17 protein-coding genes are annotated in these 20,933 nt (G+C 65.4%); 9 read left to right on the plus strand and 8 right to left on the minus strand.

Annotated elements, in window-relative coordinates; all coding sequences use genetic code 11:
- The coding region (locus tag IP83_RS18565; RefSeq protein ID WP_156309861.1) for a tyrosine-type recombinase/integrase at window positions 1-405 on the plus strand (405 nt) is incomplete at its 5' end.
- On the opposite strand, the gene IP83_RS21010 is transcribed toward IP83_RS18565, so the two are convergent.
- The 4 genes from IP83_RS21010 to mdlC all read right to left on the minus strand — a co-directional run bounded on the left by IP83_RS21010 (window position 400) and on the right by mdlC (window position 4,745).
- Window positions 400-669, minus strand: a complete 270-nt coding sequence (locus IP83_RS21010) for a helix-turn-helix domain-containing protein (protein WP_082364845.1) — start codon at window positions 667-669, stop codon at window positions 400-402. The genes IP83_RS18565 and IP83_RS21010 overlap by 6 nt on opposite strands.
- 614 nt (window positions 670-1,283) lie before the next feature.
- Window positions 1,284-1,784 (minus strand): aromatic-ring-hydroxylating dioxygenase subunit beta, encoded by a 501-nt coding sequence (locus IP83_RS18570; RefSeq protein ID WP_054123726.1) that lies wholly within the window; start codon window positions 1,782-1,784, stop codon window positions 1,284-1,286.
- Window positions 1,781-3,112 (minus strand): SRPBCC family protein, encoded by a 1,332-nt coding sequence (locus tag IP83_RS18575; protein WP_231625130.1) that lies wholly within the window; start codon window positions 3,110-3,112, stop codon window positions 1,781-1,783. The genes IP83_RS18570 and IP83_RS18575 overlap by 4 nt, the downstream gene beginning before the upstream one ends.
- A gap of 22 nt (window positions 3,113-3,134) precedes the next feature.
- Entirely contained in the window at window positions 3,135-4,745 is a 1,611-nt protein-coding gene (mdlC, locus tag IP83_RS18580) for a benzoylformate decarboxylase (RefSeq protein WP_369817042.1), read from the minus strand.
- 49 nt (window positions 4,746-4,794) lie between these two features.
- Here mdlC and IP83_RS18585 point away from each other — a divergent pair, with 49 nt between their 5' ends.
- Together IP83_RS18585 and IP83_RS18590 are read left to right on the plus strand one after the other, a co-directional pair.
- Window positions 4,795-5,685, plus strand: a complete 891-nt coding sequence (locus tag IP83_RS18585) for a LysR family transcriptional regulator (protein ID WP_054123728.1) — start codon at window positions 4,795-4,797, stop codon at window positions 5,683-5,685.
- Window positions 5,686-5,736: 51 nt separating this feature from the next.
- Window positions 5,737-5,997 (plus strand): ketopantoate reductase C-terminal domain-containing protein, encoded by a 261-nt coding sequence (locus IP83_RS18590; protein ID WP_054123729.1) that lies wholly within the window; start codon window positions 5,737-5,739, stop codon window positions 5,995-5,997.
- A 67-nt stretch (window positions 5,998-6,064) separates the two neighbouring features.
- Here the strand turns inward: IP83_RS18590 and IP83_RS21015 are convergent, their stop codons facing one another.
- Complete coding sequence (locus IP83_RS21015) at window positions 6,065-6,208, minus strand: aldehyde dehydrogenase family protein (RefSeq protein ID WP_231625132.1); 144 nt, start codon at window positions 6,206-6,208, stop codon at window positions 6,065-6,067.
- Between the two features lie 476 nt (window positions 6,209-6,684).
- On the opposite strand from IP83_RS21015, the gene IP83_RS18595 reads away from it, so the two are divergent.
- From IP83_RS18595 to IP83_RS18605, 3 genes are read left to right on the plus strand one after another with little or no spacing between them, the layout of a single operon-like run.
- Window positions 6,685-8,688 carry a TadE/TadG family type IV pilus assembly protein gene (locus tag IP83_RS18595; RefSeq protein ID WP_156309866.1) on the plus strand — a complete coding sequence of 668 codons (2,004 nt, stop codon included), beginning with the start codon at window positions 6,685-6,687 and terminating at the stop codon, window positions 8,686-8,688.
- Entirely contained in the window at window positions 8,688-9,311 is a 624-nt protein-coding gene (locus tag IP83_RS18600; protein ID WP_054123731.1) for a TadE/TadG family type IV pilus assembly protein, read from the plus strand. Before IP83_RS18595 ends, IP83_RS18600 begins: the two co-directional genes overlap by 1 nt.
- The gene (locus IP83_RS18605) at window positions 9,299-9,985 is read left to right on the plus strand and encodes a TadE/TadG family type IV pilus assembly protein (RefSeq protein WP_054123732.1); all 687 of its coding nucleotides are present in this window, start codon (window positions 9,299-9,301) and stop codon (window positions 9,983-9,985) included. Before IP83_RS18600 ends, IP83_RS18605 begins: the two co-directional genes overlap by 13 nt.
- Here IP83_RS18605 and IP83_RS18610 read toward each other — a convergent pair.
- The gene (locus IP83_RS18610; protein ID WP_054123733.1) at window positions 9,982-10,509 is read right to left on the minus strand and encodes a hypothetical protein; all 528 of its coding nucleotides are present in this window, start codon (window positions 10,507-10,509) and stop codon (window positions 9,982-9,984) included. The two genes, IP83_RS18605 and IP83_RS18610, sit on opposite strands and share 4 nt — an antisense overlap.
- 127 nt (window positions 10,510-10,636) lie before the next feature.
- Here IP83_RS18610 and IP83_RS18615 point away from each other — a divergent pair, with 127 nt between their 5' ends.
- Window positions 10,637-11,782: an aminotransferase class I/II-fold pyridoxal phosphate-dependent enzyme gene (locus IP83_RS18615; protein ID WP_054123734.1), complete on the plus strand. Its 1,146-nt coding sequence runs from the start codon at window positions 10,637-10,639 to the stop codon at window positions 11,780-11,782.
- Between the two features lie 59 nt (window positions 11,783-11,841).
- Here the strand turns inward: IP83_RS18615 and IP83_RS18620 are convergent, their stop codons facing one another.
- Window positions 11,842-15,018, minus strand: coding sequence for an autotransporter domain-containing protein (locus tag IP83_RS18620; RefSeq protein WP_082364847.1), 3,177 nt, complete (start codon window positions 15,016-15,018; stop codon window positions 11,842-11,844).
- A 360-nt stretch (window positions 15,019-15,378) separates the two neighbouring features.
- On the opposite strand from IP83_RS18620, the gene IP83_RS18625 reads away from it, so the two are divergent.
- Window positions 15,379-16,068: a response regulator transcription factor gene (locus tag IP83_RS18625; RefSeq protein WP_054123735.1), complete on the plus strand. Its 690-nt coding sequence runs from the start codon at window positions 15,379-15,381 to the stop codon at window positions 16,066-16,068.
- A 7-nt stretch (window positions 16,069-16,075) separates the two neighbouring features.
- Window positions 16,076-17,479: a HAMP domain-containing sensor histidine kinase gene (locus IP83_RS18630; RefSeq protein WP_231625133.1), complete on the plus strand. Its 1,404-nt coding sequence runs from the start codon at window positions 16,076-16,078 to the stop codon at window positions 17,477-17,479.
- On the opposite strand, the gene IP83_RS18635 is transcribed toward IP83_RS18630, so the two are convergent.
- Window positions 17,435-20,833: a glycosyltransferase gene (locus IP83_RS18635; protein ID WP_054123737.1), complete on the minus strand. Its 3,399-nt coding sequence runs from the start codon at window positions 20,831-20,833 to the stop codon at window positions 17,435-17,437. The two genes, IP83_RS18630 and IP83_RS18635, sit on opposite strands and share 45 nt — an antisense overlap.
- Window positions 20,834-20,933 lie beyond the last annotated feature (100 nt).

Genomic DNA, 20,933 nt, shown 5'->3' on the forward strand with positions numbered 1-20,933 from the left:
CCTCGTGAGGGCCGGACTCTAATCGCAACTGGAGGAAATTACCCGTGGCAGGTCACCGGCTACAGCGATTTTCTATTTCCATCGCTGAGGTCAGTCGATCGGCCTATGTCGGATAACACGATCAACGCAGCGCTTCGGCGCCTCGGGTTCAGCAAGGATCAGATGACGGGCCATGGCTTCCGCGCCATGGCCGCCACCTTGCTCAACGAAATGGGGACCTGGAATCCGGATGCGATCGAGCGGCAATTGGCGCACGCCGACGGCAACTCGATCCGGCGCGCCTACGCGCGCGGTCAGTACTGGGACGAGCGCGTCCGGATGATGCAGCACTGGTCCGACTACCTGGACCAGTTGCGCGCGGGCGCCACGATCCTTCGGCCCAAATTCGGGCACAGCGTATCATGATTGAGCCTGCCGCCCGCGCTCTATCAGCGCTCGCAGGCTGGCGACCACCACAAGGCTACACCGACCTACTTTGATCACCTCTAGTTCGCCTGAGGCGATGAGCTCGTAGACCTTGGACCGGCGAAGTCCGGTGAGGCGCATCGCCTCCGAGATGCGGACCGTGAAGGGTTCCAGTGGGAGCGCCTCGGAGCGCTTCTCCCGACCAAATGGCAATGCCAGTTGTTTTCCATGGGGGGTGGTTATGTTTGTTGTGCGACGGATCATTGGCCCGCCTCCACGCTCGTTGCGGCCACGGGGTCCAGACTGCTCGCTTGCACCGCAGGGCACTCATGTGAGCGCAGTTCGCCCAAGCCGTAAACTTGGCAAATCTTCAATCGTATCATTGGCAGATTCCTTCAAACGAAGGAGCCTGGTCACCCTGCGAAAGTAAGAAGCACATTACATCGGTATATGGAACATGTCAAGAACATGAAGGGTGCGGATTTGTGCGGTTTTCGCCTCCCGATACGGTGACCTGACTGGCAGAAAGACCTGAAAGTCAGAGTGACGGGAAAGCGACGAACGGTCCAGAATGACCAATTTACATACTTATTTCAAAATCTTACAGCCTGTGACAAGTCGTGTGGGGTGTGCTTACCTTCCCCCATTCCCGAGTAGCTGTTGCTGGCGCGCGAATGGTCTGACAATCGGGATATGGGCGTGATGACCTGCGCAGTCCTGTCGGCCGCGCGACAAGGCGCGGGCTGGAGGGGTTCGTAGCTCATTGCAGCAAACGTACCGTGACGAAATCCACTCGAATGATGTCATAAGTCCGATTGCTTCATGGGGTGGGCATTTGATCGCAGACCTCCTGCGCATGCAGCAAATCGCAAGCGCTCTCAGATCGAATTGATGTCCACCACCGTCGGCACGGTATCGTTGAGCAGGGTGATCTTCTTGCGCGCGATCAGCCACGCGCTGTCCTGCCGCACCAGCCGGTAGTCGTACCTTCCGAAGAAGCAGTCGGTGCGGTTCATCCGCACATCGAAGCGGTGGCAGGTAAAGGCGGCGCAGACGCTGGCCGTGGCCTCGTCCGCCTCCAGCACCAGCACGTTGGTCACCTGATGCACCACGCGCGGCAGGGGTAGCGACGCGACCGAAAGCCCTGAGGTCAGGCGCATCACCCGGTCCTCCAGATTGCGGCGACCCTTGTAGTAGATCAGCGAAAGCTCGCGGTCCGGGTCCTCGGTTGTGGCGTTCTCGTCGCGCCAGGCCGGCATCCAGAACTCCACATCGGGGGTGAACAGCTCCAGCCATTCCGCAAAGCGCTGCGTGTCGATCAGCAGGGCCTCGCGGAAGAGCAGGTCCTCCGCCTCGGCGCGGGTCAGCGGGTTGCTCATGCCGCCTCTCCCCCGGCCATGCGCTGCGCCCAGGCGCGGTAGTAGCTGTGGAACAGCGTCTCGTCGCAAAGCTGCGAATCCGCGAGCACGCTGCGCGCCGGGTTCATGCCGAGCAGATCAGAGAAGCGGTTGCCGCCTTCCACCGTCGCGGTCATGCCGCGGGCATAGCCTTGCAGCCAGGGCTCCACCGTACCGCCGTAGCCGATCTGGCAGTTCTCGTAGGAGACGGTGTCGTCCGGCGTCGCCATGCCGGTGGGGTTGAAGAAGTCCTCGTACTGGCGGATGCGCTGGCGGCGCGCGGCGGCGCTCTCGCCCTTTGGCGCGATACACCATGTGCGCATTTCGGTCAGGCCCGGCGCGAGCGGACGGATCACGCGCAGCTGGCTCGAGGCATTTTCCGCGACCTGCAGATTGGGGAAGATCGTCAGGTTGCGCATGTTGAACATCCAGTCGCGCCGCCCCTCGCCATGCCGCTCGGCCAGCGCGCCGGCGCTTTCGTAGAGCGGGATCGCCGGGGTTACGCCAAAGATGCCCCAATTGAGCACGTGCCCGTTCGTGAAGCTGTAGCTCCCGCCTGCGACGCCTTGCGCCTCTTCCTTCCAGTAGTCGCTGTTTTCCCAGACCGAGGCCACCACGTCGGCACTCATCTCCTGCTGCCGCCGCTCCAGCACGCGGATGTAGGAAGGGTGCGCCGAGGTGAAGTGGTAGGCGTCCGAACAGTTTTCCAGCTGCAGCTTCCAATTCGCCTCATAGGTGAAGGTCACCTGCCCCGGGACCAGTTCGAGACCCTGTTCGCTCTGGTCCGCGACGAGATCGAGCAGTTTCGCCGCCTCGCCGAGATAGTCTGTCAAGGGCATGACGTCGGCGGCCACGCTGCCGAACAGGAAACCGCGATAGGCCTCGAACCTCGGCAGCGCGGCAAGGCCGTGATCGCCCTGCTCGAAGGCCGCGCTGTAGCAGCCGGCCTTCTGCCACTTCACGGCCTTGCTGCGACCCGCGCTGTCGAAGCTCCAGCTGTGATAGGGGCACACATGGAGCCGCGCATTGCCCGCGCGCGTCTGCGCCAGCCGCGCGCCCTTGTGCGGGCAGGAATTGACGAAGGCGTGCAAGATGCCCTCGCCATCGCGCTGGACCATGACCGGCACGCGGCCTATCGTGGTCGTGAAGAAATCGTGCGGGTTCTCCGCCTGGGATTCGATCCCGAGAAAGACCCAGCCACCTTCAAAAATCTGCGCTATCTCGCGGTCAAAGACCGCCTGATCGGTGAAGATCGCGCGATTGACGCGAAACACCCCGTCTTCGGGGCGATCGTCAACGAACCTGGTCACATCCACGGCCTCGTCCCCTTTCTCAGTCGATCACGGCTTCGACCAGCGTCGGCTTGTCCGCCGCCAGCGACCATTGCAAAGCCGCATCGAGCGCCGCCGCATCGGCCGCGCTGCGCCCCTCGATGCCGTGGCCCTTCGCCAGCGAGCAGAAATCGAGCTCGGGAAACTGCGTGCCGACAAGTGTTTGCATCCCGAACAGCCGACCGAAGCTGTGCAGCGCTTCGTAGCGGCGGTTCTTCAGGATCACGAAGCTCACCGGCACTCCCAGCTGCGCAGCCGCATGGAGCCCCTGGATCGCATACATCGAAGAGCCATCGCCCAGAACTGCGATCACCTTTTCGCCAGGCCGCGCCAGCGCCATACCGACAGCGGCAGGGAGGCCATGACCTAGCCCTCCGCTGGCGCAGGTATAGAAAGTGTCCTTGACGAGAATCGGCAGATAATCGTGCATCGTCCCGCGCGTGGATGGTGCTTCCTCCACGATCACGCTCGCGGGATCGCGCAGAGCGGCAAGGTGCTGAAGCACGTAGGAATCGGTCATGGCCGACCCGTCGAGCACCGGCGGCAGGGCGCGCGGGCACGGTGCGGTACGCGGCGAAGCGGGAGCACTCTCCAGCAACTTCGCCAAAGCCAGCCGCGTGTTGGCGATGATCGCCGTCCCCACCGGCGCCCATGCGGCATGAACCGAATTGTCGCCGATCAGCCAGACTTCGGTTCCCTGCGCGATATGCGGCCCCAGCCCCTCGACATGGTAGAGATTCATCGGTCCGCCCAGCGCCAGCACGAAATCGTGCGAAGAAAGAGACGCCACGATGGCTTCACGCCCGGCGGTCAGGAAGCCGGCGAACAGCGGGTGGCTTTCCGGAAAGCTGCAGCGGGCCGACATCGGAGCGACCCAGACAGCGGCCTGATGCTGCTCGGCCAGCGCGATCACCTCGTCCCACGCCCCGTCGCGCGCAACGCCGGCGCCCACGACAAAGGCGGGCCGGGTGGCACGGGCCAGCGCGTCGGCGCATTCGGCAATAGCCGCCGCTTCCGGCGCGCGGGCAGAATACACCTTGCGCGCTTTGAACGGCTCACCCGGCTGGTCCCAGTCGTCGATCGGGATCGAAACGAACGTCGGTCCGCAAGGCGGCTCCATCGCCACGACATAGGCCCGCGCGATGGCGGCAGGCACATCCTGCGCCCGCGCCGGCTCGCAGGCCCATTTCACGAACGGCTGCGGGAACTCGGTCGCCCGCTCGGCGAAGAGGAACGGCTCATACGGCAGGATCGAACGCGCCTGCTGGCCCGCCGTCACCACCAGCGGGGTCTGGTTCTTGAAGGCGGTGAACAGGTTGCCCAGCGCATGGCCGACGCCTGCGGAGCTGTGCAGGTTGATGATCGCGGCATTGCCGGTGCCTTGCGCAAAGCCGTCCGCCATGCCGAGCACGACGCTTTCCTGCAGGCCCATCACATAGCGGAAATCGGCTGGAAAATCCCGGAACATCGGCAGTTCGGTCGAGCCGGGATTGCCGAATATCGTGGTCATTCCCAGCTCGCGCAGTAGGCCGATCGTGATATCGCGAACAGTTGGCATAGTTCCCCCGACGAGCCGCGCTGTCAGCGACCTCTTGAAGAGGATGCCGTGCATTTGCCATGCCTACAATTGCATTCTTTGGGAAAAGCCATACGTTGAGCGTATGACTTTTGATGAACGTCAACTTCGCGCCTTTCTTGCCGTTGCTGAGACCGGCAGTCTGGGCCGCGCTGCGGCATTGGTCCACCTCACCCAGCCTTCGCTGAGCCGGATGATACAGGGGATGGAGCAGAACCTGGGCCACCGCCTGTTCGACCGGCAGAGCAAGGGAATGGTCGTGACGGCGGCGGGCGAGATCCTGCTCGAACACGCCCGCCTCCTCGCATTCGAGATGCAGGCCGCACGCGATCAGCTCGACGCCCTGCGCGGGCTCCGGCGCGGCGTGGTGCGCATCGGCGCGGTGGCGGCGGTGATGCGCACGCTCGTCACCCGCGCTGCCGCCGCCCTGATCGAGGCCTATCCGGATCTCTCGGTCGAAATGCGCGAAGGCACTGACGGCGATCTGCTCGGCGCGCTGCTCGATCGCAAGGTGGATCTGGTAGTCACCGCCGCACCGCTCGAATCCGACGCGGTCGAGGCCGTGGGCACTTGCGCCTACACCGACCGGTTCGGTGTGTTCTGCGCGGCGGAAAACCCGATTGCCGATAACCCCACCATGGCGGACCTTGCCGCCGAGAGCTGGGTCATGCCCGGCTCCACCGCCACCCCGCGCGTCCATTTTGCCGGCCGTTTTCGCGAGCACGGTCTGCCGATGCCGCCCGTCCCGGTCGAGACGGCCTCGGTCGAAACCATGATCGCGGTCTCCGCCGCCAGCCGCCTGCTGTGCTGGCTGCCGGGTCCGCTTGTGGCGCCGCACCTCGCCAGCGGGACCATGCGCCAGCTGGACGTTCCGGCGCTCGAAACCGAGCGGCAGATGCTGCTTTACCGTCGGCGTACCGGCCTCCTGCCGCAGGCTGCACGCATGATTCTGAACTTTCTCCCGATGCATGATTGACGACCTCCACCGATCCCCGAAAATTCGCGCGTACACGTAAGGGACCAGATCATGATCTCGAAAATTGCGATTGTCGGCGCGGGCGCCATGGGCTGTTTTCTGGCGGCACGTGTCCTCGCCAAGATCGATTTCGCACTCGCCAATCACAAGGCACACAAGCCTTCGATGCTGCAGGACCGGCTGGCCGGACGCCGGACGGAAATCGAATCGATCAACGGCGCGATCGTGCGCATGGCCGAGCAGGCCGACGTGGCCACGCCGACCACCCGGATGCTCGCCGATCTGGTGCGCATGGGCGAGCCGCGTGGCTAGGCCGCGCGGTGGCACGGTCGATTCCTGATGTGGCGCCCGCCTCGAGAAGGCGCCTCATCCAGCCTCGCTAGGCCCCCAGCAGCGCGGCCACCGATTTGAGTTCGGTATAGGCCAGCACGCCTTCCGCGCCGTATTCCCGGCCAAATCCCGATTGATTCATGCCGCCAAAGGGCAGCGCCACATCAAGCAGGCCATGCGCGTTGATCCCCACGGTGCCGCTGCACACGCGCCGCGCTGACCATCGCGGTCGAGCTTGCCGGGTCGCTCCTGATCCTTGGCGGGCGGCTTGTCTGGCTTGGCGCGGGCATGCTCGGCGTGGTTCACCTTGCTTGCCGCGATCAGGGCGTTCTGTTGGGTGGAAGAGAGCGCTGAGAAGGGAATGCCGAGCGAGGCGAAGGTAACCTGATCGGGGATTGCACCACCGTGAAACCCTCGGTGCTGCGTTCCGCGCGCTCTTGCCAAACCCGCTGCGCCTGAGCGCTACCAGCGCGTTTACCATTGCCGCCGCCGTGCTTGCGGCGTCTGCGTTAGGCTGCGGAGACAAGTTTTTTCAGCAAATTTACGATTTGGAAGGCGATTGGCCTGCATGGACTGAGATTGGGTCACCCTCGTGCCCGCTTTCCGTCTGTCTGGGCGGAGTCGCGGCGTTTGGGGGAGGTGGCCTTGCCTTTGGAGGACGAACGCCAGATGCCGCGCCGCTCAAATGCACCGGAAGGCCAGATCCGCGCCGTGATGCGTGTCCTGATCGGCAGCCTGCTGCGCGATACGGCGGGCACGACGATGGGCATCGCGCTGGCCACGATCATCCTGCTCGTCAGCCTTGTCGGCAGCGGGACCGACATGGCGCGCGCCTACATGACCAAGACGAGCCTGCAGAACGCCTGCGACGCGGGCGTGCTGGCAGGCCGCAAGGCGATGGCGACTTCGGGTACGTACGGCACGTCGGAGACGGCGAAGGCGAACAAGATGTTCAACTTCAACTTCAACCCGCTTGCCACCAATTCGCAGAACGTCACCTTTACCACCGCTTCGAGCGGCACCGGCGCGATCAGCGGTACCGCGACAACCCAGATGCCCACGGTGATCATGGGCGTGTTCGGATTCAAGAGCATCACGCTGACGGTGCAATGCAGCGCCGAACTGCAGATGGCGAGCGCGGACGTGATGTTCGTGCTCGACACCACCGGCTCGATGGCGTGCAATCCTGACGGGACCAACTGCAACAGCAGCAGCACGTCGAAGATCATGGGTCTGCGCGACGCGATCCGCAATTTCTACAAGACCGTCGCGGCTGCCGTCGTCGACAAGACCAACACGCGCATCCGCTTCGGCTTCGTACCCTACACGGCGACTGTCAATCTGGGTGGCATCGTCGCCGCGGGGCAAATGCCGACGAGCTACTTCGCAGATTTGCAACCGTTCCAGACCGCGCTCGCGAAGTTCGATACGCCCGTCTACATCGGCACAACCGGTCCGGCCACCGCCACGACCCAGACCTTCGGCTCGGCGATTACCCAAACGCAGTGCAACAGCTACGGCACCAACAGCTACCCGACCGCGGGCAGCAATCCGGCCACTGTCGCCGGAGGGCCACCGCCTGCCGACACGACCTGGGCCACTTACTCGTACCGCTCATGGACGAAGACCTCCGGCTCCGGCAGCTCCGCGATCGGGACATGCGTGCGCAACGTCTCCACGGCGACGACCACGAATTACCAGCTGCGCTACCAGTTCACCAACTGGATCTTCCAGAACACGTCCATCGATGTGAGGGCGTTCAAGGGCATGGGTACAGTTCCAGTCGTAACCAATGTTTCCGCGACGACTACGGTCCCCACACGCACGACTTACGATATGGTTGCGCTAGCCGCCCTGAACGGCACGCAGGGCGTTTCAGGCCTCACGATTACCAATGCGCGATGGGACGGCTGCATCGAGGAGCGCCAGACGGTGCAGAACCTCGCCATGAACCCGGTGCCGAGCGGCGCGAAGGACTTCGACATCGATTCGGCTCCGGTCTCCACTGATCCTACCACGCAGTGGAAGCTCAACGAGAACGATCTCGAATGGTATCGCGGCAGCACCAATGTCGTTTCGCGCACCGAGACATCTTTGCAGAGCGATACCTATCGCGTCGGCTCGCAGTGCCCGCCAAAGGCGATGCTGTTCACCGAAGTCGATACCACCAATCCGACCGTGGTGCCGAGCTGGCTGGATACCTATGTCAACACTCTGGTCGCCAATGGCAGCACCTATCACGACATCGGCATGCTGTGGGGCGCGCGGCTTGGCAGCACGACCGGCATCTTCCAGTCGAATGTGAATGCCGACCCGGTGAAGTATCCCTCGGTCAGCCGCCATATCATCTTCATGACCGACGGTGAAATGGCGCCGACCACCACAGCCTACAGTGCCTATGGCCAGGAACTGTACGACAACCGCGTCGCGCCGAATGGTTCCAACAACACCACGCTGACCAACTATCACAACAACCGCTTCCTCGCGGCCTGCACCAAGGCAAAGAACGCCGGCTACACGGTGTGGCTGATCGGCTTCGGCACGGCGATCACCACGCAGATGCAGACCTGCGCGACGGCCGGGCGCGCGTACTACGCGAGCGACACGACCGCGCTCAACAACACCTTCAAGTTCATTGCCGGCCAGGTGGCCGACCTGCGGATCAACAAGTGATGGCTCATCGTTTCCTCCCGGGCGTCCTGCGCCGGATGCGCACGCGGTCGCTGCTGCGGGACAAGCGTGGGGTCAGCGCGGTCGAGTTCGGCCTGACCGCGCCGATCCTGTTCCTCATCGTGTTCGGTTCGCTGCAAGTGGCGCAGGGCTATTACGTGCGCACCGTCCTCACCGGGTCGATCAATGCCGCGGCGCGCAAGTCCTCGCTGCAGAGCGGGCAGACGAACCAGACCACGCTCGACACGCTGGTGGCCAATTCGATCAAGTACGTCATGCCGACAGCGAACATCACGTTCACGCGCAAGAACTACGCCGACTTCACCTCGGTGGGCAAACCCGAGGACTTTACCGACAGCAACGGCAATGGTGTCTACGATAACAAGGAATGTTTCGTCGACATGAACGGGAACAACACCTGGGACGCCGATTTGGGCAAGACCGGCCTTGGCAGTGCGAACGACATTGTCGTCTACACTGTCACCGTCTCGTACAAGCAGTGGTTCGGCTTCGCCAAGATGTTCGGCCTGCCGGAGTATCAGACGGTCCCCCAGACGACCATTCTGATGAACCAGCCTTACGCGACACAGTCCACCCGCACGGGGGTATCGGTATGTCCGACATGATGCATTACCGCCGGACAGGCGGCGTGACATCGGGCCGGTTTGGCCGCTTTGCCCACCGTCTCGCCCGCAGCACTGCCGCAGTGAGCGCGGTCGAGCTTGGCCTTGCCATGCCGTTTCTGATGGCGCTCACCTTGAGTGGTGTCGAAGTGGTGAACCTTGCGCTGATCCACGTGCGGCTCAATCAGCTCGCCATCACGGTTGCGGACAACGCGAGCAGGGCCAAGCAGACGCAGGTGAACGGTGCACCTCTGTTCCGCGAATTCGACATGAATCAGGTGTTCCGCGGCGCTGCCTTGCAAGCGGAAGATCTCCAGATTCCGCAGCGCGGCCGTGTGATCGTCTCCAGCCTCCAGGTCAACGGCAGCGGCGGCCAGTGGATCGCATGGCAGCGATGCTGGGGCAATACTGCCTATGTCTCGCGCTATGGTGTGGAGGGCACCGGCCTCACCGGAACTTCGTTCGCCGGAATGGGCTACACGACCACGAAGATGACTGCCGATCCCAGTACGGCGATCATGTTCGTCGAGGTCGCCTACAACTACAAGCCGTTCTTTCTCGGCAGCCTTATCCCCTCCAAGGTCATCCGCAAGGAAGCAGCGCTTTACGTTCGCGATGACCGCGACCTGACCGGCATCAAGAATCCCTCGCCGACCCAGCCGCAGGCGAAGTGCTAGGACGCTGCAGCCGCCGTTGAGGGCGCCGGCACGATCCGGCTGATCACCCAGGCGACCACGCCGAACCATAGCGCGCCGAGCGTGATGGCCACGATCACCTGCCGGAAATCCTCGCCCTTCTGGATCACCGGCGCGTTGAGCACGGTGATGAACAGCATTGTGCTCTGGTTGCATACGAGTGTCGCGCGGCCTGCGACGACGAGGAACACCGCGCCCACCATCAACAGCAGCGCCGCAATGACGAGTGCCGTATTGCCGGTGGCCGCGCCGGTCTGGAGCAGGAAGCTCATGCCCGCGCCCGTCAGCGCACCGATGAGCGCGCCTGGCAATGCCCTCATTGAAAGCTGGTGCAGCGCCGACCATGCCCACAGCAGCAGGAAGCCCGCGTAGAGCGGCGTGACATGTAGCCATGCGCCAAGCGCGACAAACCCGGCGATGACGACGATGACGCCCAGCGTGACGATGGCGGCCTGCCCCAAGGGCAGCTGCGGCGGCGCACCCGCGCTCGCGGATGGTGTGGACATGTCTGGCTCTCCCACTGTCCGGTGCGATTGGTCCGCCCGGATCAGCACGCAAGGCTCGCGCGCAGGCCGCCGGATGTCAACTCCAGCGCCTTTGCGCCGCATCATGCCCGGTGCTAGGCCCTCGGGCATGACACCTCAGCTCGAACCCTTTCACGCCATCACCATTTCAGCCATTGCCCAGCGCCTGATGGCCGAGGGGCGTTCGGTCATCCGCATGGAGTATGGCCAGCCTTCGACCGGTGCGCCCGCTGCCGCGCTTGCCCGCGCCCGTGCCGTGCTGGACGAGGAGGACAAGGGCTATTGGGAAAGCACCGAGCTGCTCGCGCGCCTGGCCCGCTACATGGAAGAGACGACCGGGGTTGCGGTCTCGCCTGAGCAGATCGTGCTGACCTGCGGTGCCTCGCCCGCGCTCGTGATCGCGCTTTCGCTGCGCTTTGCCCCGGGCGCGCGGGTTGCCATCGCCCGGCCCGGCTATGTGGCCTATCGCAACACCTTGCGTGCGCTGTCGATCGAGCCGGTCGAGCTGCCCTGCGGGCCGGACGTCGGCTACCAGATCACCGCCGCCGCGCTGGCCGCGCTCGATCCCGCTCCGGACGGGGTGATCATCGCCAGCCCCGCCAATCCGACCGGCACGGTGATCGCGACAGAGGAAATGGCCGCCATCGCCGAAGTCTGCCGCGCGCGCGGCATCCATATCGTCTCGGACGAGATCTACCAGGGCATCACGTATGGCGCGCCCGCCAGCTCGATGCTGCCGTTCGAGCGGCAAGCGATCGTGGTCAACAGCTTCTCGAAGTATTTCAGCATGCCGGGCTGGCGGCTCGGCTGGCTGGTCGTGCCCGAGGACCTTGTCGGGCAGGCGCGCGCGCGGATGGGCAATCTGTTCCTCACCCCGCCCTCGCTCAGCCAGCACGCGGGCCTTGCCGCGCTCGATTGCGGCGAGGAGCTGGACAGGCATGTGCGGACCTATGCGCGCAATCGCGACTTGCTGCTGGCTGCGCTCCCGGCAATGGGTCTGGCGCGGATCGCCCCGCCGGACGGGGCGTTCTATGTCTATGCCGACGTCGGCCACCTGACGCAGGATTCGATGGCGTTCTGCATCCGCCTGCTCGAGGAGACGGGCGTCGCCACGGCACCGGGGATCGATTTCGACCCGGTCGACGGGCACCGCTTCGTGCGCTTCAGTTTTGCGGTCTCGACCCTGCTGGTCGAGGAAGCCATCGCGCGGATGGTGCCGTGGTTCCAGGCGCAAAGCGCGCTGGTGCAGGCCTGAAACGAAAAAGGGGGCGGCCCTGCGGCCACCCCCTGATCGCTTGCGCTGTGCGGCGCGCCTCAGAGCGCGATCGCGAGCGAGGCGCGGCCCGAATAGCCGGTGCCGCCGCCTTGCAGCTTTTCGTAGCCGAAGCCGATCTTCCACGTGTAGTCGAGCCCGCCCTGCAGCAGGCTGACTTCGCCAACCCACGCCGACGGCAGCTGCTGGCCGGTCAGCGTGAAGCTGTCGCCCCCGCTTGTCGCGCCGCGGTTGAAGGTGGCGAGCGTGTTGCCGACTTCGCCCGAGATGCGGCTGCGACGGCCGCCTTCGACCTCGATGGTGAAGGGGCGGTTCTCGTAGTCGCCCGGCGCGCTGCTCCAGCTGGCCACCAGCGTGGTCTTGGCGTTCACCAGCTGGCTGGTCCGGCTTGCCAGCGTCAGCGCCAGCGGTGCGTTGCCGGTCTCGGTGTAGCCGTTTTCCTTCAGGCGGAAGTATTCGATCGCGGCACGCGGCTTCAGCTTGAAGTGATCGCCGACCGAGAGGGCATAGGACAGGCCGCCCGAGCCCGAAATCAGCGTGCCCTTCCACTTGCCGCTCGCGCTGTAGCCGAACGACTGGTTGTCGACCGCGCCGGTGAAGGTGCGGGTCGAGGTGAACGAGGGGCGGCCCCAGCCGACGCGGGCATAGGCGTAGAACGGCCCCGAGGCGAGGCGCCAGAAGCCGGCGAGCTCGATGTTGCTGACCTTGACCTTCTGCGTGGCGTCGGTGGTCGAGTTGCCGGTCAGGTAAGTGAACGACGCGCCGATATGGCCGAAACCGAATGCCTTCTCGAAGCCGAGCGAGAGCCCGCCGCCGCTGTTGGTGAACCCTTGCGTCGCGCCGGCCTTCTGCTTGCCCCTGAAGTAGATCGGCTCGATCCACCCACCGGCGCTGCTGATCGTGAACCAGCTCGAATCATCGTCGATCCGGCGCGAGGCAAGCCGCATCCCGCGCGAAAGGAAATCAAGCGTGCCGCCGGCATAGTCGGGCAGCATCTGGTTGAACTGGGTCTGCAGCGTGGCGGTATCCGCCGCCTGCAGCAGGCTCGATTGCAGCAGCGTGTCCTTGGCCGCATTGGCGAGGATCGCGTTGTAGGCCTGCGACTGCGGGGTGTTGAGCCCGATCTCGCTCGCCGACTTGCGGGCGATCGTCAGCGTGACATTGTTGCCCACAGCCGCGACGGTGCCCTTGAACAGAACCGGCAGGTTGAGCGCCGAGGTCGCGACATTGTTGCCGCCGGTGAGCGTGCCCGCGCTGAGCACGGTGTAGGTGCCTTCCGCCTTGGCAAGCGAGGTGACCCGCGCAGAGATCTTAGCGCCGCTGGCGAAGCTGGCAGTATCGGCGACGAGCTTGGATGCCGTCCCGGTGGCGCCGTCGACATAGACGCCCAGTGTGCCGTTGGCGCCGAAGTCGATCGACTTGACCGTGGTCGTGACCGCCGAGTTCGCGCCGAAGGTACCGCCGTTCACGGTAACGGCCAGCTGCGAACCGCCGGTCACGGTGCCACGGTAGATCGCCTTGTCGGCAAGCGTCAGCGTGCCGACCTGATCGTTCAGGATCAGTGTGCCGGTGAAGCGCGAATTGCCTGTCATCGCCAGCGAAGCCGTGCCGCTGCCGAAATCCACGTTGCCGGTGTACTTGGCATCGTCCGCCAGCTTCACGACATCGTTGCCCGCGCCGAGGAAGCTGTTGCCGGTGACGGTGCCCGAGGCGATGTCGAGCGTATCGTTGCCGCTGCCGGTGTAGATGTTGCCCCGGATCGAGGTGTAGACCTTGGCGGTATCGGGATCATAGCCGGTGGCCGCCTTGTCGGTGGTCTGCGAGGCCGCATCGGTGCTGTTGAGCGCCTGCCTGATCGTCACGCCCGTGGTATTGGCCGAGACGTCGATCGCCGCCAGCTGGTCCTCGCTCGAACCGGTCACCGAGATGGTCTTGTTGTTGGTGATCGTGGTCAGCGTGCCCGAAAGGTCCCTGATCGCTGCCGACGAGCCGATGCCCGGCTGGCTGATCACTGCGCTGATCGTGCCATTGTTGTAGAGCGAGGGGACGGTCGAACCGGCGTTGACGAGGATCGCCGCCGCGCCCGCGTCCACGGTGGTCGCGGTCACGCTGCCGCCGACGCCGATGCCCTTGGTAAGCGTGACATTGCCGCCCTTGCCGCCGATCACCACGGCCGAGGCATTGGTGGAGCTGAAAGTGGCGTTGGCGCTGACGCTGCCGTCGATGGCGACCGAATAGGTGCCCGTGCTGCTCGTGCCGCCGCCGATGGTGATGTTGTTGGCACCGCCGATCTGGAGCGCCGGGCTATTGCCGATCGAGGCGATCGTACCGGTCGTTTCCGCCGTCGTGCCGCTGCCCGAAGCCGTCGTGACAATCACGCCGCCAGCCACGTTGCCGTTGATCTCGACCGCGGCCTTGCCGGTGGAGAGCGCGCTGCGCGGCAGGTTCTGCGTTGCGCCGCTGTCCGCAGTGTAGGACGGCAACTGCGAAAGTGCGCCGTTGATCTTGACCAGACCGCCGACATCGCCGTTTACCACCAGCGCCTGGGTGCCGCTGCCGACCACGGCGATCGAGCCGCCCGCCGAAACGTTGCCGGAAACTGCACCGGTGCGGATACCGACCGAGTTGTCACCCCGGATGCGGATCGTGCCGGTGTTGGTGACCGAGCCGGTCAGCGCGGAATCAACCGCGATGCCCGCCGAATTGAGGCCGTCGACGGTGATCGTTCCGGTATTGGAGATCGTGCCCGTTGCCGTCCCGCCTGGCGCCACGCGGATGCCATAGCGCCCGGTTGCCTGCGCGATCGGGCCTTCGGGGATACCGTTGTTGTCGGTATCGGGAGGGGTAAAGGTCTCGAGTACCTGGATCGTGCCGGCGTTGGAGACATTGGAGGTCGTCCCGCTGTTCACGATCACGCCCGCAGCGCCGTTGCCCGCGCCCATGTCGAGCGTGCCGCCGCTGGCGACTGTCACATTCTGCGATGCATCGACCGTCACCGCCGTGCCGGTGTCGAGCTTGATCGTGCCGCCGCTGGCCACGGTGACCGCACCGGCGGTCGAAGTGACCAGCGGGGTCGTCGTCGCGGTGCTGACAGTGGTGTCCGCCAGCGCGGGGGTCACGCCGACCATCAGGGCAGCCGGAGCGGCAGTGGCGAGGAGGTTTGCCGCATTCTTGGCCGCTTGCGTGAAAGTTCGGGCGATCAGGGCTTTGCTGTCCATCGGTATCTCGTCATCCGGCATGGGGAACGTCGCCAAGGGTGGCAAACGGTGCCCGTGTGGTACTAAGTCCAGCGCGCCGCGTCATCGCGCACCGGGATTGATCAGTGCAAAATCGCCCTAGACCCTGCCCCCGGGCAGGCTGTTCGGTCCGATTTGCGCGCGTCTTAACGTGATTTTGCGCGATGGCTTAGCGGAAAATTTCAGCAACATTTCGCCGTGGTAAAGCGGGCGTTCAGGTCGGGCTGATCGGCCACGCGGCAGGTTATGCCATCGGCGCGGGAAAGCTCTTGCGAGTGGCTGCTGCGGCATCCATTGTGGAAATCCGATATTCCGCTTTAGTTGCAACATGGAAATGACCCAGTGGCAGGACGCATTCTGCTCGTCGAGGATGACCCACAGATCGCGGACTACATCAGGTCCGGGCTTGCCGAGGAAGGTTTTACCGTCGACCACGCCGGCAATGGCCGCGACGGGCTGTTCCTGGCGACAGACAGCCAGTTCGATGTTGTGGTGCTGGACAGGATGCTGCCGGGCATGGACGGCCTCGCGCTGCTCAAGGCCATGCGCGCGGCGGAAATGGCAACGCCGGTGATCATGCTCTCCGCGCTTGCCAGCACCGATGATCGCATTGCCGGGCTGACTGCGGGCGCGGACGACTACCTCGGAAAGCCGTTCTCGTTCGGAGAGCTGCTCGCGCGCATTCAGGCCTTGCTGCGCCGGGCGAGCGGCGCTGTTCGGCAGGTCCAGGACACCACGCTGCGCTGCGCCGATCTCGAGCTTGACCGGCTGACGCGGCAGGTGCGCCGGGGGGCGCGCAAGATCGCGCTGCAGCCGCGCGAGTTCCGCCTGCTCGAATACATGCTGATGCATGCGGGCGAGGTGGTGACGCGCACGATGCTGCTCGAGGCGGTGTGGGATTACCACTTCGATCCCGGCACCAACGTGATCGACGTCCACATCAGCCGCCTGCGCCGCAAGATCGACGACGGCGAGGAGCAGACCCTGTTCCACACCGTGCGCGGGGCGGGCTACCGGCTCGCGGCGGACTGACCCGACCATGCCGGCGCGCACCGTTCGCCGCGCGGTTCGCCGTGGTCTCTCGCCGACGATGGTGCGGCTGGTGACGGCGATCTTCGTGCTTCAGCTGCTTTCCAGCGCGCTCGTCATCGTGTTTCTGCGCGGGCAGATGCTCGATGTGGTGCGGATCGACCGCGAGCGGCAGGTTACCGACGTGCGCGATGACCTGCTTGCGGCCTACTACGACGGCGGGCGCGAGGAACTCGCCGAATACATCACCGCCCGGCGGGGCAGCGCGGCCGATCCTGCCGTCTTCGTTGCGCTGATCGGCAAGGACGCGCCGGTCCTCAGCAACCTCGTGCAGGTGCCGGACATTCCGGTCTCGACCAAGCCGCAGCACGTTGCCGTACGGCGCGGGCCGGACCAGCCCCCAAGCGAAGGTGTCGCCCTTGTCGGCCAGTTGCCCGATGGCGAGCGGCTCGTCGTCGGAGTGGTCAGCCTCGCCGAGCGGCGCATCAACCTCGCCTTTGCCTCGACCGCGGAGCTGACCATCGCCGTCGCCGTGCTGATGGCGCTGCTGAGTGCGGTCGTCGTCGGCTTTGTGATCAGTCGGCGTACCCACCTCATCGCCGAGACCGCTGCGGAGCTGGCCTCAGGCAACTTTGGCGCGCGCGTGCCGATCGAGGGAACGGGGGACGGCTTCGATCACTTGCGCCAGCAGGTCAACCTCATGGCCGAGCGGATCGGCGAACTGGTCGGACAGTTGAGCGCGGTTTCCGGCGCGCTGGCGCATGATCTGCGCTCCCCCGTCACGCGGCTCTCGGCGGCGATCGATCTTGCGCTTGCGCGGGCAGAGGAGCCGCGAGCGATCGAGGCACTGCAAGCCGCGCGTGCGGATGCGGATGCCTTGCGCACGATGCTGGAGAATGCGCTGGAGATCAGCCTGATCGAGGGCGGCGCAGTCGAGGATCGCCGCCGCCCGCTCGATCTGGCGGCTGTGGCGGAAGATCTGGTCGAGCTTTACGATCCGCTCGCCGAACAGTCCGAAGTGCGGCTGGAAGCGCGGCTGGAGCCGGTTACCGCACCGGCTGACCGAGAGCTGATTTCCCGCGCACTCGCCAACCTGATCGACAATGCGCTCAAGTATGGCGGCAATGCCGTGGTCGTCAGCACTCGCGCTGTCCCGGATGCGGATGGCATGATCTGGGCCGAAATCGCGGTAGAGGACAATGGCCCGGGCATTGCGCTGCCTGACCGGGCGCGCGTGGTCGAACGCTTCGTCCGGCTTGACGATGCGCGCACCCGGCCCGGCGGCGGATTGGGCCTTGCCATGGTCGCCGCGGTGGCGCGGCTCCACGGTGGAAGCTTCGTGCTTGGCGATCCTGCTGCCGGCGGCCCCTCAGGCGGCAAGGGCCTGGTTGCCACCTTGCGCCTGCCCTGCTGAGACGCGGCCCGTGCGCTCCAGCTTCCCCCAGCCGATGCCGAGGCCCTGCAGAGCCGCACCCACCGCGCGGATCACCACGCTGTACATCAGCTGGCGATAGACGAAGCGCTGGCTGAGCAGCAGGATCGGCGGGAAGCGCCGCTCGCGCACGTCGAGCCGGTAGGCGACCCAGCCGCAGACGAGGTCGATGAAGGTGAATGCGGCCCAGTAGAGCCCCATGCGCAGCACATCGGTCTGCGTCTGCGCCCAGCCATGCTGCATGACGCGCAGAACGGTGCCGACAATCGAGACGGCGAGTGCGAGATCGATCAGCGGCGAAATCAGCGCGAAGAGGATCTGGAACAGCCACGCTTGCGGCATGCCGACAAACGATAGCCCGGCGGGCTTGCGCGCCCACAGCACCGCGCGGTGCTTCCACAGGCACTGCAGCGTGCCGAAAGCCCAGCGGAAGCGCTGCTTGGACAGCGCGGCGAGCGTCTCGGGCGCTTCCGTCCAGGCGACGGCATCTTCGTCGTAGCACACCTTCCAGCCCTTGCGCTGGATCGCGATGGTGAGGTCCTGATCCTCGGCCAGCGTGTCTTCCGGATAGCCGCCGACATCATTGAGCGCACTGCGCCGCCAAGCGCCGACCGCACCGGGCACGACCATGATCGCGCCGAAGCGGGTCAGCGCGCGCCGTTCGATGTTCTGCGCGGTGATGTATTCCACCGCCTGCCAGCGGGTGACCAGATTGACCCGGTTGCCGACCTTGGCATTGCCTGCGACGGCGCCGACGCGCGCGTTCTCGAACCAGCGCACCAGCCGCGCGATGGTCTGCGGCTCGAACTGGGTATCGGCATCGAGCGCGACGACGATTTCCCCGGTCGCGACGGCCAGCGCACGATTGAGCGCGGAGGCCTTGCCGCCGTTGACCATGGTCATCAGCCGCACGCGCGGATTGTCCCCGAAAGCCGCCGCGACGATGGCGCTGGTGCGGTCCTTCGAGCCGTCATCCGCCACGATCACTTCCATGTGCGGATAGTCGCTTGCGAGGATGCGGTGCACCGAAGCCTCGATCACGCGCTCTTCGTTGTAGGCGGGGATGATCACGCTGACGACAGGCTGGTAGCCATTGTCCAGAGCGGGCACCTTGCGGCGATCCGGTACGAGCGCCAGCCCGGTCAGCCCCAGCGCGCGGATCACGCCCAGGGCGATCGCGAAGAAGAAGCTCCAGTTGAGCGCGGCCAGCAGCAGCGCGAGCACCGAGAAGATCGCGACGTCGACGCGCACCGCGGCGAGGTCCCAGCCCTTGACCTGCGGCATCACGTCGTCGCGCTTGAGCCCGGCCAGCGTCGAGGCTGGCACAAGGCGGTAGCCATCCGCTTCCAGCCGCTCGATGATGCGCGGCAGTGCCGCCACGGTCTGCTCGCGGTTGCCGCCACCGTCGTGCAGCAGGATCACGTTGGCGCTGCGGTCGGGCGTGGCATGCTCGACCGCGTCGACGGTGCGCGCGACGATGTCGTCCGCGCTGCGCTTCATCCAGTCGCCCGGATCGGCGTGGAGGCCGACGACGGTGTAGCCTTCCTTCTGCGCGATCAGCGCGGGCCCGATTTCGTCCGCCGTCGTCGGCTCGGCGTCGCCGAAATAGGGCGCGCGGAACAGCCGGGTGGAGCGGCCGGTATAGGCCTCGATCAGGCGCTGCGTGGCGTTGAGTTCCAGCTTCACGCCGGTCTCGGAATCCTCGGCCATGTTGGGGTGGGTGTAGCTGTGGTTGCCGATCTCGTCGCCGTCGGCAACCATGCGCTGAAGCAGGCTGCGCCCGGCCACGCCATTCTCGCCGATGATGAAGAAGGTGGCGGGCACGTGGTAGCGCTCGAGCACCGAAAGCACTTCGGGCGTGTACTTCGGGTCCGGCCCATCGTCGAAGGTCAGCGCGACGAGCTTGGGCCGATCGCCGGTGCGGCGCACGACATAGGGCGTCGGCAGCGTGCCATAGCGCTCGTCGTCGATCAGAGAAGGGCGGCCGAACTGCGCGACGGTATAGTGGATCTGGCGCGCGCCTTCTTCGGGCGTCGCATCGATGCGCAGGATCTCGCCATTGCCTTCGACATCGACGTTGCTGGTCTCCTTGATCCGGCCGAGATCGGGCACGGCGCCGTGTCCGCTGCGCCATGTCCTGAGCACGTCCCAGAAGCCGGGGTCCTCCGATCCCAGCCGCCACAGCGCGACCGAGCCGACACCGAGGCGGGAGAGCATCTGCATCTGGTTCCAGCTGGTGGCGGCATCGAGCATCCACACCTGATGCCGCTCAGGCGGGGTCGCGGCGTTGATGTCCTGATCGTCGAGATAGCCGAAGCCGGTGTTGCCGCTCACCTTGTCCCATGTGGGCGTGGTCCCGCTGTCATGCGCGGAAAGCCAGGCTTCTTCGACAGTCTGGACATCGGCGTGACCCTTGTACCAGTCGTAGCCATAGTTGCCGAGCGCAACGATGACCTTGTTCGGGGCCAGCCCCTTGAGCTGATCGGTAAGGTGGCCGGCAAACCAGCCGTTCGAGGCGATCGGCCCGGGCTCGCCGCCCTGCCAGTGCTCGTCGTAGGCCATCAGCACGACCTTGTCGGCGACCTCGGCCAGCCGCTTGGCGGACCAGTCCGCATCGTCGATCGGCATCGTCACTGCAACGACGCGGTGCTTGGGCGCGAGTCGGGCATGGAGATCGGCAACGAAGGTGCGGAGCGCAGCGATACCGGGCTTGGGCAGGTTCTCGAAGTCGACCATGACGCCGCCGTCCCCCGATCTGTCGAGTGCAACATCGATCTGGTTCACCAGCGCGGCGCGGCGGGCTGGGCTTTCCATGACGGCGGTTGCCCCTGCGCCATCCCACTTGGCGTTGGCGGCGTTCTGCAGCACCGGCACCACCAGCGGGCGGTGGATGGCAGAGGTGAGGATGCGGCGCATCGGCGCATCATCGGTCACCACCAGATTGCCGCCATGGCCCAGCGAAAACAGCGTCGGCGCAACCCAGTCGAGCTGGCTGACATGGCGACGCAGCGTCTCCGCGCTGCCGTCCGACCACGAAGTGTAGAAGCCGACGTTGAGCGCCTGGCCGGTGTCCCGTCCGGTGGCAGGGTTGTGGCGGCCGAGCAGCTGGTTCAGTTCATGCAAGATCTTGTGCGAGATGCGGCTGACCTGCGTCTTCAGCGGGAACGGCGCCTGCCGCTCGAAGCCCAGGGGCAGCGGCGCTGCGGGGGGAACCGTCACCACGGTCGTCGCGAAGACCAGCGCGGCTACGAGCAGCACGATGAGCCCGATGAACGCGCCGCGGCGGGTCAGGCGGCGGCGGCGGCCGGTGGGATCGAAGAAGATCGGACGAGACACGGGTCTGTTCCTCAAGGCTTGCGCCGGAGACGATAGAGCCGCGCGCAGGAGGCATTGCTCTCGCACGGGCTGGGTTCGTAGCAGCCGGGCTGGGTGACGA

The organism is Novosphingobium sp. AAP93 (assembly GCF_001296055.1).
Lineage (GTDB): Bacteria > Pseudomonadota > Alphaproteobacteria > Sphingomonadales > Sphingomonadaceae > Novosphingobium.